12 protein-coding genes are annotated in these 14,977 nt (G+C 72.2%); 4 read left to right on the top strand and 8 right to left on the bottom strand.

Annotated elements, in window-relative coordinates; genetic code table 11:
* Window positions 1–22: 22 nt before the first annotated feature.
* From ACZ4NT_RS12330 to xylB, 5 genes are all read right to left on the bottom strand, one after another.
* The gene (locus ACZ4NT_RS12330) at window positions 23–625 is read right to left on the bottom strand and encodes a peptidoglycan recognition protein family protein (protein WP_121408470.1); all 603 of its coding nucleotides are present in this window, start codon (window positions 623–625) and stop codon (window positions 23–25) included.
* Between the two features lie 194 nt (window positions 626–819).
* The gene (locus ACZ4NT_RS12335) at window positions 820–1,833 is read right to left on the bottom strand and encodes an acetamidase/formamidase family protein (RefSeq protein WP_121408469.1); all 1,014 of its coding nucleotides are present in this window, start codon (window positions 1,831–1,833) and stop codon (window positions 820–822) included.
* Window positions 1,826–2,236, bottom strand: coding sequence for a hypothetical protein (locus ACZ4NT_RS12340; protein ID WP_183117181.1), 411 nt, complete (start codon window positions 2,234–2,236; stop codon window positions 1,826–1,828). The genes ACZ4NT_RS12335 and ACZ4NT_RS12340 overlap by 8 nt, the downstream gene beginning before the upstream one ends.
* Before the next feature lie 229 nt (window positions 2,237–2,465).
* Complete coding sequence (locus ACZ4NT_RS12345) at window positions 2,466–3,671, bottom strand: ROK family protein (protein ID WP_121408468.1); 1,206 nt, start codon at window positions 3,669–3,671, stop codon at window positions 2,466–2,468.
* Between the two features lie 60 nt (window positions 3,672–3,731).
* On the bottom strand, window positions 3,732–5,177 hold the full coding sequence (gene xylB / locus ACZ4NT_RS12350; RefSeq protein WP_467725055.1) for a xylulokinase: 1,446 nt from the start codon (window positions 5,175–5,177) through the stop codon (window positions 3,732–3,734).
* Window positions 5,178–5,341: 164 nt separating this feature from the next.
* On the opposite strand from xylB, the gene xylA reads away from it, so the two are divergent.
* Both xylA and ACZ4NT_RS12360 read left to right on the top strand, forming a co-directional pair.
* Window positions 5,342–6,508 (top strand): xylose isomerase, encoded by a 1,167-nt coding sequence (xylA, locus tag ACZ4NT_RS12355; protein WP_121408466.1) that lies wholly within the window; start codon window positions 5,342–5,344, stop codon window positions 6,506–6,508.
* A gap of 455 nt (window positions 6,509–6,963) precedes the next feature.
* Window positions 6,964–7,593 (top strand): hypothetical protein, encoded by a 630-nt coding sequence (locus tag ACZ4NT_RS12360; RefSeq protein ID WP_183117180.1) that lies wholly within the window; start codon window positions 6,964–6,966, stop codon window positions 7,591–7,593.
* Window positions 7,594–7,671: 78 nt separating this feature from the next.
* Here the strand turns inward: ACZ4NT_RS12360 and ACZ4NT_RS12365 are convergent, their stop codons facing one another.
* Both ACZ4NT_RS12365 and ACZ4NT_RS12370 read right to left on the bottom strand, forming a co-directional pair.
* The gene (locus tag ACZ4NT_RS12365; protein ID WP_467725057.1) at window positions 7,672–8,931 is read right to left on the bottom strand and encodes an SWIM zinc finger family protein; all 1,260 of its coding nucleotides are present in this window, start codon (window positions 8,929–8,931) and stop codon (window positions 7,672–7,674) included.
* Window positions 8,928–11,717, bottom strand: coding sequence for a DEAD/DEAH box helicase (locus ACZ4NT_RS12370; RefSeq protein WP_467725058.1), 2,790 nt, complete (start codon window positions 11,715–11,717; stop codon window positions 8,928–8,930). Before ACZ4NT_RS12370 ends, ACZ4NT_RS12365 begins: the two co-directional genes overlap by 4 nt.
* A 298-nt stretch (window positions 11,718–12,015) precedes the next feature.
* On the opposite strand from ACZ4NT_RS12370, the gene ACZ4NT_RS12375 reads away from it, so the two are divergent.
* Window positions 12,016–13,068: a fatty acid desaturase family protein gene (locus tag ACZ4NT_RS12375; RefSeq protein ID WP_467725060.1), complete on the top strand. Its 1,053-nt coding sequence runs from the start codon at window positions 12,016–12,018 to the stop codon at window positions 13,066–13,068.
* 131 nt (window positions 13,069–13,199) lie between these two features.
* Entirely contained in the window at window positions 13,200–13,397 is a 198-nt protein-coding gene (locus ACZ4NT_RS12380; RefSeq protein WP_121408462.1) for a hypothetical protein, read from the top strand.
* A 3-nt stretch (window positions 13,398–13,400) separates the two neighbouring features.
* Here ACZ4NT_RS12380 and ACZ4NT_RS12385 read toward each other — a convergent pair whose 3' ends face one another.
* Window positions 13,401–14,792, bottom strand: coding sequence for a tannase/feruloyl esterase family alpha/beta hydrolase (locus ACZ4NT_RS12385; protein ID WP_467725062.1), 1,392 nt, complete (start codon window positions 14,790–14,792; stop codon window positions 13,401–13,403).
* Between the last annotated feature and the right edge of the window lie 185 nt (window positions 14,793–14,977).

Here is a 14,977-nt window from a genome sequence, read left to right on the forward strand (position 1 = left end):
GGCGGCCACCCGAGAGGTGACGTCAGGCGAAGTTCACGAGCCTTATGTAGCGGGTCCAGTCCCAGTTCGGTCCGGGATCCGTGTGATCGCTGCCCGGGACCTGGTGGTGACCCAGGATGTGCGCGCGGTCCTTCGGGATGCCGTACTTGGTGCAGACGGCCGCGGTCAGCTTCGCCGACTGCTCGTACAGCGCGTTGGTGAAGTACGCGGGCTGGTCGACCCACCCCTCGTGTTCGATGCCGATGCTGCGCGTGTTGTAGTCCCAGTTGCCCGCGTGCCAGGCGACATCCCGCTCGCGGACACACTGGGCGACGTGCCCGTCGGCCGACCGCACGACGTAGTGCGCGGACACCTTCTTCTGCGGGTTCTGGAAGATGGACAGGGTGTCGGGGTACGTCTCCTGCGTGACGTGGATGATCACGTAGTTCAGCGGATAGCTCGTGGGGCGGTTGGACGCCGTGTAGTTGGAGGTGCTCGCCGGCACCCATTCGACCGATGGGTAGTCGACGGCTTGAGCGGCCTGGGCGCCGGCCTGTCTGCCCGGGACCAACGCGTAGGGGACTGCGGCGAGGGCTGCGCCCGTCAGCAGCCTCCGCCGACTGAGGAACGGTCTGACTCGCTCCATCGGTGCCTGCCTTTCCAGGTGGGGGGATGGCGCTCGGTGGGTTGGGGGGAGGGGGTGGGGGTTCGGGTTGTGGATGGGGGGTTGGGCTGTGGGTCGGGGAGTGCCGTGGCGTCCGGTGCGCAGCACATGGTCAGGGCGCTCCGCGGCTCAGGGGGAGACTGCCGGACCGTGCCGGCGAGTTGCGGCCCGTGGTCTCAACGCCGGAGCGTCGCCGCCGTTTCGCGCAGCCGTGCATGCAGTCCCCGATGGGTTTCACGCTCGGGCAGCCACTGCTTGCGCAGCTTGGCGACACAGGTGTAGTTGGTGTCGCAGACATTGGCCAGCGGCGACTCGACCGCCTGGGTCGCGAACTGGTAGGCGTCCAGCTCACTGAACCCGTAGTCACGCACCAGCCACTGCACCAGGTCCAACTGGGATATCCGGAACGCGTCCTCGAGCGGGCGGGCCGAACCGGTCGAGATGATGTGGGTGTCGGACTCGATGCGAGGCCAAGGCGTCGCCACACCCTTCAGCAACTCCACGATCACCACGGTGTTCATCGCGCACTCCACGGCCACTCCGCAGGTCTCGCCCTCGCCCTGCCGGGCGTGTCCGTCACCGAGGCTCAACAGCGCACCTTCGACGTTCACCCCGAGGTAGCAGGTGACGCCCGCTCTCATCTCGGGGGTGTCCATGTTCCCTCCGTGCGCGTCGGGAACCAGCGCGGAGCGCACCTCCAGGTTGGCGGGAGCCACGCCCACGGTGCCGTGCATGGGATCCATGGGCAGTTCGATCTCGATGTCGCTCTCGCGCGCGCTGAACAGGGCGGTGCGGCGCTCCCGATCGAGCTGCCAGATCCAGACGGTCTCCGGCAGCGGCGGTTGCAGGGAGGCCGTGGTGTGGGTCGAGGTGAGGGCGCCGAACAGCGGCACCGTCGTCGAGGCTGCCCAGTCACGGGCCGGCTCGATCGACACGAAGTGCACCGCCACGGTGTCGCCCGGCTCCGCCCCCTCCACGTGGAAGGGACCCGTCTGCGGATTGAGGAACGGGAACTCGCACACCTCGGACACCAGGTCCTTCTCGGACCGCACCCGGCCGGCGAAACAGTCCTCCGTGTACAGCTCGAGGACGGTTCCCGGCGCGATGCGTGCCACGGGTGGAGCGCCGCCGAACGTCCATGCGTACTCGCCCGGCTCGGGCCGCACCGTCAGGATCCGCGGGTCACTCATCGCTGCACAGCTCCGTTCGGTGGAAGCGGGAGGCGTCGGAGGGGCGTTCGTCGTCGCGTGGGACAGGGGCTGCCGTGGCTATGAGATCCGGGTGGCGCCGTACACGGGTGCACGGCATCACCACTGCGGCAATCATCCCGATATCGATGAGCGGACCCGAGCGCGACACGGGTGTGATCAGCCCGGACACGAAGGGGGAGTGGGCCGTCGGCGAAAGGAAGGCGGCCACGGCGGCCACCAAGACGGCGGCCACTACGACGTCAGCCACCAAGACAGCGGCCACCGTGACGGCAGCAGCCACCAAGACCATGTCCACCAGGACCGCGGCAACCCCGCCCCGGAACAGGCCCCCGCGCACCTCGACGACCCGTAGCTCGGGGCCTGCAACCACTTCTCCCGCCATGTCCCCCCCCGATTCATCCGCACCGGCAGCCGTCGACAGGATCGCTGCGCCTTGCGTGAATTACGGTACGGCGACTGCCGGTTGAGCAGGAAGAGCACGGCGGCCGTCGGTGGACAACACCGTGGATGTGGACAACTCCCTCACCCACAAGGGGGAACGAACCGCCTCACCCCGCCCCGCAGGTCCGCGGCAGCCCCGGGCCACGGGCGTCCCGCCCCGGCGTTCCGGACTACGAACGCCCCGCGACAGCCGTCGCCGGATCGTCCAGCACCCCTCGCACCACCGAGTGCGCCGCACCGAGCAGCGGCCCTTCCGGCCCGAGCCGGGACACGGTCACGGCACAGGCGGGACCTGTCGTGCGCCGGGTCAACTCACCTTCCAGCGAGGGCAGCAGCCAGGGCGCCAGGCGGGCCAGCGCGCCGCCCAGCACCACGCTCTCGGGGTCGAGCAGATTGACCGCGCCGGTCAGCGCGACGCCGAGCGCGGTGCCGGCTCCTCGCAGCGCGCGTCGCACCTCCTTGTCGCCGTCGGCGGCACGTCCGGCCAGCAGCCCGACGCGGTCCTCGACGGGTTCGAGGCCCGCCGCGCGCAGCACGGCGTCCTCACCCGCGTACTGCTCCAGGCAGCCGCGCCCGCCGCAGACGCAGTCGGGGCCCTCCGGCCGGACCGGCACGTGCCCGAGTTCGCCGGCGAATCCCCGCGTCCCGCGCAGCAGCCGCCCGTCCACGACCACCGCCCCACCGATGCCGATCTCGGCCGACACGTGCAGGAAGTCCTGAGGAGTCGCCTCACCGAGCCAGAGTTCCGCGAGAGCACCGAAGTTGGCTTCGTTGTCCACGGTCAGCGGTATGTCCTCGGGCAGCAGTGCCCCGAGGTCCGTGTCGTGCCAGTCGAGGTTGGGGGCGCGCACCACGGTCCGGGCATCCCGAGCGACCAGTCCGGGGACGGCGACCGCGAGGCCTGCGGGCCACAGGCCCTCGTGTTCGGCCCGGCCGACGACCTGCCGTACGAGTCCGGTCAGTTGCGCGGTCACCGACTCGGGGGAGCGGCCGCGGTTCGCCCCGTGCCGTACGGCCCGTGCCCGTACCTCACCCCGTAGATCGACCGCGCAGACCGCGAGGTGGTCGACGCCGATCTCCGCACCGATGCCGGCGGGACCGCGACCGCTCACGGCCAGCGCCGAGCCGGGGCGCCCGACGCGGCCTGGGCGCTCCGGACCCAGCTCCTCCAGCAGTCCGTAGCGGATCAGCTCGTCCACCAGGGTGGAGACGGCCGCCCGGGTCAGGCCGATGTGCGAGGCCACGGCTGCCCGGGAGAGCGGCCCCTCGTCGCTGACCGTGTGCATGACGCGGGCGAGGTTGCGGCGGCGCATGCCCTGCTGGGTGTCGGGCAGCCGGCGGCCGGTCGGCCGGGCCTCGTGCAGCGGTGCGGTCATGCCTCCGTCAGTCCTCGTCCGGCCGGTCCCCGTGGGGCTGCCTGGTCAGGCCGACCCTCGTCAGCGCGTGTGCGGTTCCCGCTCCAGCAGCGGGGCCGCGTCGGAGAGTACCCCGGTGATCCGCACCAGCGCCGCCTCGTCCCGTTCCACGGCTTCGAGCACGGGACCCCGGGCGGTGTCCCAGCGCCGGGCCACCGCCGCCGGGTCCTCGCCGGTCAGCAGTCCGGCGGCCTGCGCGGCGGCGCCCAGGGCGACGAGTTCCCTGGCCTCGGGCACCTGGACGGGTCGTCCGGACAGCCGCCGCACGGTCTCCTGCCACGCCTTGCCCCGGGCGCCCCCGCCGATGAGCAGCAGCGGCGCGGAGCGGTCCGCGTCGGTGTCGAGCACCAGGTCGAGGGCACCGAGGAGCGAGTGGACCGCGCCGTCGTAGGCGGCCTGCAGCAACTGGCCCCCGGTCGTGTCGTGCCGGAGCCCGTGCAGGAGGCCCGAGGCGTGCGGCAGGTCGGGCGTGCGCTCCCCGTCCAGATAGGGCAGCAGGGTCACGCCCGTGCCGGGCTCGACCGCCTCACGGTCCAGCCCGAGCAGCGCGGCGACGCGGTCGACAGCGAGGGTGCAGTTCAGGGTGCAGGCCAACGGGAGCCAGTCCCCGCGGGCGTCGGCGAAGCCGGCCACGGTGCCGGTCGGGTCGACGGGTCGGCGGGTGGAGACGGCGTACACCGTGCCGGACGTGCCGAGGCTGAGGACGGCGGTGCCGGGTCGCAGCCCGAGTCCGAGTGCGGCGGCCGCGTTGTCGCCGGTGCCGGCCGCGACCAGAGTGCCCTTGGAGAAGGGCAGGTCGGCGGTGTCGCGCACGGTGCCGGCCAGCTCGCCCGGGCGCACCACGCGGGGGAGCAGAGCGGGGTCGAGGCCGATGTGCGCGAGGACCTCCTCGTCGTACGACTCGGTGGCGGAGGCCCACCAGCCCGTGCCGGAGACGTCACCGCGGTCCGTGGTGCCCTCGCCGGTGAGGCGCCCGGTCAGGTAGTCGTGCGGCAGACGCACCGCCGCTGTCGCACGGACCGCCTCCGGCTCGTGCTCGGCGAGCCAGGCCCACTTCGTCACGGTGAAGGACGGGCCGGGCACGCTGCCCGAGCGCTCGGCCCAGGCCTTCGGTCCGCCCAGTTCCTCGATCAGGCGACGGGCCTGGGGCGCCGAGCGGACGTCGTTCCACAGCAGGGCCGGGCGCACCGGGTTCCCTGCGGCGTCCAGGGTGACGAGTCCGTGCTGCTGTCCGCCGATCGACACGGCCGCGGCCTCGTGCGCCGCGTCTCCGCACTGGTGGAGCGCCTCCCGCAGCGCGTCCCACCACTGCCGCGGGTCACTCTCGCGGCCTGCTCCGGAGGAGACCGTGTGCGGCGCCTGCCCGCTCGCCACCACCTGTCCGGTGGATGCGTCGACGACCAGGGCTTTGGTGGACTGGGTGGACGTGTCCACCCCCACGACGAGCGGACCCTCGGCTGCTGACATGGGGCTCTCCCTCTTCCGCGGCTCCGCGGGATCTGGCCTGGTGGTGGCGCCGTACGGACCTTTGTGACCGGGTTTCGTGATGGGTCTCTTCCCAGAGATGCCCTCGCATACTAATTTGTTAAGCGCCATGACGAAATAGTCGGAGCAGAGCAAGGAGCCGCGGCATGAACTACCAGCCCACCCCCGAGGACAGGTTCACCTTCGGCCTGTGGACCGTCGGCTGGCAGGGAAGGGACCCGTTCGGTGATGCCACCCGGCGTGCCCTCGACCCGGTCGAATCGGTGCAGCGCCTGGCGGAGCTCGGCGCCTACGGAGTCACCTTCCACGACGACGACCTGATTCCCTTCGGGTCCTCGGACACCGAGCGCGAGTCGCACGTCAAGCGCTTCCGCCAGGCGCTCGACGCCACCGGCCTGACCGTGCCGATGGCCACCACCAACCTGTTCACGCACCCCGTGTTCAAGGACGGCGCCTTCACCGCCAACGACCGGGACGTACGGCGGTACGCCCTGCGCAAGACCATCCGCAACATCGACCTCGCGGTCGAACTGGGTGCGCAGACGTACGTCGCATGGGGCGGCCGGGAGGGCGCCGAGTCCGGCGCCGCCAAGGATGTGCGCGTCGCTCTCGACCGCATGAAGGAGGCCTTCGACCTCCTGGGCGAATACGTGACCTCGCAGGGATACGACCTGCGTTTCGCGATCGAGCCGAAGCCGAACGAGCCGCGCGGCGACATCCTGCTTCCCACGGTCGGCCACGCCCTGGCCTTCATCGAGCGCCTGGAGCGCCCGGAGCTGTACGGCGTCAACCCCGAGGTCGGCCACGAGCAGATGGCCGGGCTGAACTTCCCGCACGGCATCGCCCAGGCACTGTGGGCGGGCAAGCTGTTCCACATCGACCTGAACGGTCAGTCGGGTATCAAGTACGACCAGGACCTGCGCTTCGGCGCGGGCGACCTGCGCTCGGCCTTCTGGCTGGTGGACCTCCTGGAGACCGCCGGCTACGAAGGACCGCGGCACTTCGACTTCAAGCCGCCGCGGACCGAGGACCTCGACGGTGTGTGGGCGTCCGCCGCGGGCTGCATGCGCAACTACCTCGTCCTGCGCGACCGGGCGGCGGCGTTCCGAGCGGATCCCGAGGTCCAGGAGGCCCTGCGGGCCTCGCGACTGGACGAACTCGCACAGCCCACCGCGGCGGACGGCCTGTCGGCGCTGCTCGCCGACCGAGCGGCCTTCGAGGACTTCGACGTGGAGGCGGCCGCCGCGCGCGGGATGGCCTTCGAGCGGCTGGACCAGCTGGCCATGGACCACCTGTTGGGGGCGCGAGGCTGAGCACGCCGCGTCGCCGGGCTGCCGCAGGAGTGGAGCCCGGCGACGTCCGGCAGCCGTCCCAGGTCAGTGTGCTGACCGATGCGGACCCCCGCTCCTGCATCAGGAATGCTCCGGAACCGTTCCGTCCACGGCATGGGTCCGTATCAACCCCCGCAGGGGGCTCGCGCTGTGACCGGTTCGAGGCGACTCTTGACGGTATGGCCATGCCACCCTTACCGCCCCAGCCGCCAGGACGCCCGCCTCCGGACCACGGTGGATTCGGTCCGCCGCCCGGAGGCTACGGCCCGCCTCCGGAGGGACCGGGAACGCCGCCGGGAGGGGGAGGGTACGCGGGCGGAGGCTACGGCCCGCCCCCGGGCGGCGGGAACTGGTCGTCGGGCGCCGGCGGCGAGCCCCCGTTCCCGCCCGCGGGACCACCCGGCGGGCCGGGGCCGCGCCGTAACACGCTCTTCCTGGTGGTCGCCGTACTGGTGGCCCTGGGTGTCGTCGTCGCCGTGCTCCTGGTGGTGAACGCAAGTGGTGATTCCTCGGACGACAAGTCACCCACCGAAGGCGACAAGGACACGAGCCGTTCGCCGGGACCCTCCCTGAGCATTCCGTCGGAACTGCCCACGAGGCTGCCCTCGGGACTGCCCTCGAACCTGCCGTCGGGGCTGCCCAGTGACTTCCCCAGCGGGCTGCCGAGTGCGTTGCCGAGCGACCTCGAATCGCTCTTCGCGGCCCCGGCCGGCGACGAAGTGCCGTACTACATGCTCGGCAGGGGTGACTGCTTCGACGTGGACGGCACACGCCCGGGGCAGGCGGCCAGGCGTTCGTGCCGCGCACCCCACGATGCCGAGGTCGTGCAGGTCGCCGAACTGGAGGGCACGTACGCCTCCGACGCCGCGCGCAGGAAGGCCGCGTCCGCCCTGTGCGAGAAGACGTTGCAGCGCAGGGCGGCCGGACAGCCCGCGGGCACCGTGCGCGGCACCCTCGTGCAGTATCCGGACACTGCCGCCTACGAGGTCGGCATCGACAACGTGACGTGCAGCCTGGTCGCCGATGCCGACGGCGGCGGGCGCAGACTGACCGAGCCTTTGGAGTGACCTCACGCGCGCGTGCGCCACCGCAAGTCCACGCGCGCGTGCCGTCGATGCCGACGGGCAGCCGGACGGACGTGCCCGTCACTCGTCGCCGACGGCGGCGCCGAAGGCGGAGGCCGGGTCCGTGGAGGCCGTACCGGCGGGCACCCAGCGTCCGCGCTCCTCGCGATACGGCCACCATCGTCCGTCCCGCCCCAGACGCACCTGGACCGGCACGCCGACGGCCGTCCAGTGGTTCGCCGAGCGTCGCAGCGGCGGCCGCTCGGCGTCGTCCCAGGCGGACTCCATCGCGGCACACGCGCGTGCGAGGTCCTCCGGCCCCATCGTCCACTCGTGTTCGAGGACGGACAGCGCGGCCGGGCCGCCGTACCTCCATGCGCGGACGGCGAGTGCCAGCCCGTCCCGGTCCCGGCCCGAGCCCTCGGCGAGCCGGCCGGTGATCTCCTCGCCCGGGTCGGCCGCCGCCAGCCGTACGGCATCTTGAGCGAGGGCCGGTTCCGGCTCGACGGGACGCCGTGGGTGTTCGGGGTCGAGCGCATCCAGGAGGAGCCCCAGGGCCTCCCCGGCGGCCTGCAGCGCCAGAAACTCCAGGGACGCGGTCTCCACGCCGGCGGCGGGCGGCGACGCGGAGTCCAGGGACGGCGGTCGGCCCGGCTGCTCCGGCGGCTCGGGGAGGGCGGGCAGTGGCGGCAGAATGTCACCGGTGGCGTACGCCTCGGCGGCGTCCACGGGATCCGGTGCGGTCCGTCGCGGCGCCGGCTCCTCGACCGGCCGGACACTGCGCCTCTGGAGCTCGTCCAGCAGCGCGCCCTCGCCGCGCCCCCGCATCAGCAGCAGCACGAACGGGTCTTCGTCCAGCAGCCTCGCGGTCTGGTAGCACAAGGCAGCCGTGTGCCGGCAGTGGTCCCAGGCGCCGCAGCCGCACTCCGGCTCCAGGTCGCCGAGCCCCGGCAGGAGTTCGACGCCGGTGGCCGCGCCGTCCTCCACCAGGTGCGGCGGCATCTCCCGGTCGAGCAACGCGGCGACGTGCCCGGCCCGTTCGACGGCGATGCCCAGGAAGCGGTCCCACTGCTCATCGGACAGCTCCTGCAGCAGGACGTCGGCGCGGTGTGCGGTGCCGTCGCGGTCCTGGACGACCGCGGTGATGCGTCCCGGTCGCACCGACACCGCGCCGACGGCACCCGCGCGCGCGAGCCGGCGCCCCGCCTTCACCTGGATCGAGTCCACGGCCGCGTCCTCCAGCGCCGTCAACCAGGCCCGGCCCCACCAGGTCCGGGCGAAGGACCGCCCCTGGGCCGGCGGCAGCGCCGCGAACGTACGCTCTGCGTCGGATCGGGTCATCGGACGCCCCCTCGCAGCTCGACCAGGTCGGCCAGTTCGGCGTCCGTCAGTTCCGTGAGCGCCGCCTCTCCGGCTCCGAGCACCGCGTCGGCCACCTCGCGCTTGCGCACGAGCATGTCGGCGATCCGGTCCTCGATGGTCCCCTCGGCGACGAACCGGTGCACCTGCACGGGCCGGGTCTGGCCGATGCGGTACGCGCGATCGGTGGCCTGGGCCTCGACGGCCGGATTCCACCAGCGGTCGTAGTGCACGACGTGCTCCGCTCGCGTCAGGTTGAGGCCCGTGCCCGCCGCCTTCAGGGACAGCAGGAAGACGGGTGACTCGCCCTGCTGGAAGCGCTGCACCATCCGCTCCCGTTCGGGCACGGGCGTGCCACCGTGCAGGAACTGCGACGGCACACCGCGTGCCGACAGGTGCCGTTCGATCAGACGCGCCATCTGTACGTACTGCGTGAAGACCAGCACGCTCGCCCCCTCGGAGAGGATCGTGTCGAGCAGCTCGTCCAGGAGTTCCAGCTTCCCGGACCTGCCCGCGATCGTCGGCTGCTCCTCCTTGAGGAACTGCGCCGGGTGATTGCAGATCTGTTTGAGTCCGGTGAGCAGCTTGACGATCAGACCGCGCCGCGCCATGCCGTCGGCTCCGGAGATCTCCGCCATCGTCTCCCGCACCACGGCCTCGTACAGACCGGTCTGTTCCTTGGTGAGTGACACGGCGAGGTCGGTCTCGGTCTTCGGCGGGAGCTCCGGCGCGATGCCCGGGTCGGACTTTCTGCGCCGCAGCAGGAACGGCCGGACCAGCCTGCCCAGTCGCTCTCCCGCGGCGGGGTCCCGACCGCCCTCCACGGCCTGCGCGTAGCGGGTCCGGAAGGCACCGAGCCCGCCGAGGAGGCCCGGGGTCGTCCAGTCGAGGATCGCCCAGAGCTCGGACAGGTTGTTCTCCACCGGGGTCCCGGTGAGCGCCACGCGCGCGCGTGCGCCGATGGTGCGCAGAGCCCGTGCGGTCGCCGAGTACGGGTTCTTCACGTGCTGGGCCTCGTCCGCGACGACCATGCCCCACGCCGTCGCGGCGAGCCGCTCCGCGTCGAGCCGCATCGTGCCGTACGTGGTGAGGACGAACTCCCCGTCCACGAGGCCGTCCAGGCTGCGGCGGGAGCCGTGGAAGCGGCGCACCGGGACACCGGGGGCGAACCTCTCGATCTCGCGCTGCCAGTTGCCCATCAGCGACGTGGGGCAGACGACGAGTGTCGGCCCCGCCGCGGACGCGTCGCTCCGCCGGTGCAGATGCAGGGCGATCAGGGTGATCGTCTTGCCGAGGCCCATGTCGTCGGCCAGGCAGCAGCCGAGTCCCAGAGAGGTCATCCGGGCCAGCCAGTTCAGCCCCCGGAGCTGGTAGTCGCGCAGTGTCGCGGTGAGTGCGGCCGGCTGCCCGACCGGGCCCTGCCCCTCCGGGTCCGTGAGCCGCTCGTGCAATGCGGCCAGCCAGCCCGTGGGCCGGACTTGGACCTTGCGGCCGTCCACCTCCGTGGAGCCGGTCAGTGCGGCGCTCAGCGCGTCGATGGGTGTGATCTTGCGGTCCTTGCGCGCCCGCGCGCGGTGAATCTCCTGCGGATCCACGAGGACCCACTGGCCGCGCAGCCGGACCACGGGCCTGCTCGCCTCGGCGAGCGCATCCAGTTCCTGCCGTGTGAGCTGCCGATCCCCCAGCGAGAAACGCCAGTCGAAGGCGAACAGCGCGTCGGCGGACAGGAGGGACGGCAGCGCCGTCGGCAGTGTGCCGGTGCCCTCCTCGCCGGACGGCCCGACGGTCGCGCGGACGGTGAACGTGCGCGCCAGCTCCTTCGGCCAGTGCACGTCGACACCGGCTGCCGCGAGCGAACGGGCTCCCTCGCCGAGGAGTTCGGTGACCTCGTCGTCGGCGAGTTCCACGGCGTCGGGCTCCGCAGCCGACAGCAGGGGAGTCAGCGGGGGCCAGGCCCGGGCGGCGCGGCGCAGCGCGAGCAGCGTGTCCGGCCGCGCGCGCGGGCCGAACACCCCGCCGTCGCCCCAGACCGTACGGGCGTCCGCGACGAGAGTGGGATCGCTCGCGCTGTGCACCTGCAGTACGGCACGGAACGGCAGCCGGGGCGCGTCCGGCACGTCGGTGTCGAGACCGGGCACCTCGACGCGCAGCGAGATCCGCACCCTGGCGTCGTGCCCGGCGGCCACCGCCGTCGCCCAGGCACGCTGTTCCGGAACGTGCCGGGGCTCCGCGGCCGCGAAGGCGGGCCCGCCCGCAGCGATCCGTGCAGCGGGGGACCGTGGGAGGGCGTCGGCGACGGCGTCGAGGAACGCCCGCAGCAACCACTCCTGGTCCGGCAGGCGCACCGGCTCGTGGGCGTCGACCGGTACGGCGTGCGCGTCCGGTGGCATGGCGGCCGCCAGATCCCGCGTCCGCGTCAGATCGTCGGCGCCCAGCGGCCCGGCGCGCCACGCGTCGTGGTCGTCGTCGGTCAGCCCGGGCAGGAGGAGGCCGCGTGCCGCGAGCTGGAGAGCGAACACGGACGCCGTGCCCCAGAACGCGGTCGCCCGGTGCGCCTGCGGGACGGCACGCGCCCGCGTGAGGACCGGCAGAGCGGCACGAACCGGCAGCAGGACGGCGGGTACGGACAGCGGCTCGATCCCCTGATCGCCGGGCACGGCGACCGTGAGCTCCTCGGCGGTCCCGGACGCGACGAGCGGGGGAGCGTCGCCGTCGGGCCGCCAGAACGCGACGCGTCCGGTCCTGCCTGGCTCCGCGGGGACGAACACGGCACAGCAGCGGGCCAGCTCGGAGATCTCGGAGGGGGTTGCGACGGGAATCGGCTGCTCGGCGATGACAGGTTCCTCAAATTTGACTAGAGGGGGGTCGGGCCGCCGAGGGTACAGCACGCGAGGCCGTTCACCGGCCAGGGGCGACCCCGGAATCGCTCAGGGTGTGGCCAGCCCCCCTCAGGCCCCCGGGGGCCTGCCCCCGGTGTGCCTGGGTGGTGGCGCCATGGCCCCCGACCAGCAGTGATCCGTACGTTTCTGGAGGCCAGCCCAGGCCATGACAGACCGGAGACCAGCCATGCCCCAGAGCGCCGCCGTCGAGGACCACCCTTCCGAAGTGATCACCGGGCCGTCCGCGGGAAGCGAATTCGCCCCTCTCCTGCGCACCGTCCGGGGACAGCACCTCCTGGAGCGCCGGCACGGCTGGTACGCCCTCGGCATCGCCGTCAACGCCCTCTCGCTGGCCGGCGTCGTCACGGGCATCGCCCTGGTCGGCGACTCCTGGTGGACGCTGCTGCTCGCTCCCGTACTCGCCGTGCTCTGCGCCCGATCCGCCTTCATAGGCCATGACGCCGGACACGGGCAGATCACCGGCGACAAGTCCGCCGGCCGTCTGATCGGTCTGGTGCACGGCAACCTCCTTCTGGGCATGAGCTATGCCTGGTGGAACGACAAGCACGCTCGCCATCACGCCAATCCGAACCATGTCGACAAGGACCCGGACGTCGCCGCCGACGTTCTCGTCTTCACCAGCGCGCAGGCCGCCGAGCGATCCGGTTTCCGGCGCTGGCTCACCCGCAACCAGGCCTGGCTGTTCTTCCCGCTCACCCTCCTCGAAGGCATCGCGCTGAAGGTCCACGGCTTCCGGGACCTGCGCAGGCAGCCTCCGAGGGAACGGGCGGTCGAGGCGCTGCTGCTCGTGCTGCACGCCGTCGCCTACACGGGTTTGCTGGTCACCTCGATGTCCCTCGGCAAGGCCCTCGCCTTCGCCGCCCTCCACCAGGCGCTCTTCGGCCTCCATCTGGGCCTGGCCTTCGCGCCCAACCACAAGGGCATGGAGATGCCCGACCCGGACGGCGACCGCTGGGGGCACCTGCGCCGTCAGGTGCTCACCTCGCGCAACATCCGCGGCGGCCCCGTGACCGACTGGTTCCTCGGCGGCCTCAACTACCAGATCGAGCACCATCTGTTCCCGAGCATGCCCCGGCCGCATCTTCGACTCGCCCAGCCCCTGGTGCGCGCCCACTGCGAGGAGTTGGGTATCCCCTACGCGGAGACCGGGCTCGTCGACTCCTATCGGCAGGCGCTGCGCCACATGTACGAGGTCGGGGAGCCCCTGAGGATCGAGTAGCGGAACAGCCTTCGGGGGATTCTCGGGGTCGACTCAGGGGCTCGTCAGGGTCGCATTCCGGAACCGCTCGGAGCCCCGGCCCGTTTTCAGGACAGAGAGCGGCCGCTGGCCGCGGAGGAGGCGACACACACATGTCGAAGAAAGCGAAAGTCGTCGCAGGGGGCGTGGGGATCGGGATCGTCCTGCTGATCCTGCTGCCCGCCCTGGGCGTCCCCTGGTGGATCGCCTTCCTGATCGTGCTCGGGATTCCGGCCGCCGCCTACCTGGCGCTCGACCCCTCGCAGCGGCGCAGACTGCGCCGCGTCAGCCGCCGCGAGCTGGGCCGCTGAGGGCTACGGGTGCGATGAGGCGGCCGTGTCCAGCGCGCAGGAATTGACCACATCACCGCTCGCGGGCCTCGCCACGGTCCGGTCCGCGGGCGGCTGTGTTCCTCGCTCGACCCACGCGGTCAGCGCGCGGAACGCGGAGCGGTAGCAGGGCAGGATCGGCCGCAGGCGGTCGGGATACGTGTCGTACAGCCCGTCGACGTGCGTCCCGCCCTCCACGGAGTAGTAGCGGTGCCGTTGCCCCCGGCCGCTGTCCTCGACCATCCGCGCGTACACATCGGAATCCGCGGCCTGGGGCAGCAGGGCGTCGAGGTCGCCGTGCAGGGTGATCAGCGGCCGGCAGATGCGCCCGGTCAGCGCCACCCGCGCGACGGCGCGGTGCACGGAAGCCGGCCGCGACCCGTAGTCGTATGCGGCGTCGGAGGGGCAGGGCGCCAGAATCTGCTCCGCACCGGACCCGGCGGACGAACCCGGGCAGTCCGGGTCGTAGGAAGGGTCGAACTCCGCACGGTAGATCTTCTGCGTGACGCCCCAGTAGGCCTTCTCGTGATACGGCCACAGGAAGGCGGAGCCGGGAGCGAAGCCCACCGCCTCCATGTCGTCGTCGTCCGCCGCGCCGAGCATCCTCGCCACGCCCGTCGGCAGAGACGTGAGCAGGTTGGGGCCCTCCGCGGTCCAGAGCGCACCCTCCCAGTCGACCCCGCCGTCGTACAGCTCCGGGTGGTTCTCCAGCTGCCACCGGGTGAGATATCCCCCGTTGGAGATGCCGGTCATGTACGTCCGGCGGGGGGCGTGGCCGTAGCGCTGGGCCACGGCCTTGCGTGCCGCCCGCGTGAGCTGGGTGGTCCGCCGGTTCCACTCGGCGACCGCGTCTCCCGGCCGGGTGCCGTCCCGGTAGAAGTCGGGCCCGCTGTTGCCCTTGTCCGTGGCCGCGTACGCATACCCCTCGGCCAGCACCTTGTCGGAGATGGCCGTGTCCGTGGCGTACTGCCTGCGCGTGCCAGGAGCACCCGTAACGACGAGCCCGCCGTTCCAGTTGTCGGGCAGCCGGATCACGAACTGGGCGTCGTGGTGCCAGCCGTGTGTGGTGTTGAACTGCGAGCCGTCCGGGAAGTACCCGTCGATCTGCATGCCGGGCACCCCCGAGGGGTTGACCGTGCCCTTGGCCGTGAGGCCCGCCTGATCGGCCATGTCGGTGTACGGGGTCCCGGCCAGCCCGGAGGTGGTCAGATCCCCGAGACACGCGCTCTGCTGGAACGCGGCGCCGGGTACGCGTACCGGCGCGTGCCGCTCGCAGCGTTCACCGCCCGGCGGCGCGGCATGCGCGGGCACCGGCCCGGTGAGGACCAACGCCGTCGCGGCAGCGGCGAACAGGGGAACACGGCGGGGCGGACGCATGACCGGCCTCCAGGGGGACGGGAGCTTGGGGCTGCCCCATGCTGCGATCTCGTCCGGCTGTCGACCATGGGTGGGGACCACATGGGCCGCGTCTCGGGTGTGGGGTCCCAAGATGCAGTCCGCGGTGCTCGATGCTCGTGAGCGGCCCTCGTCGCGGCGCCGCCGACGCCCTCTGCCACGGCGAA

This window comes from Streptomyces sp. NPDC026417 (assembly GCF_055567695.1).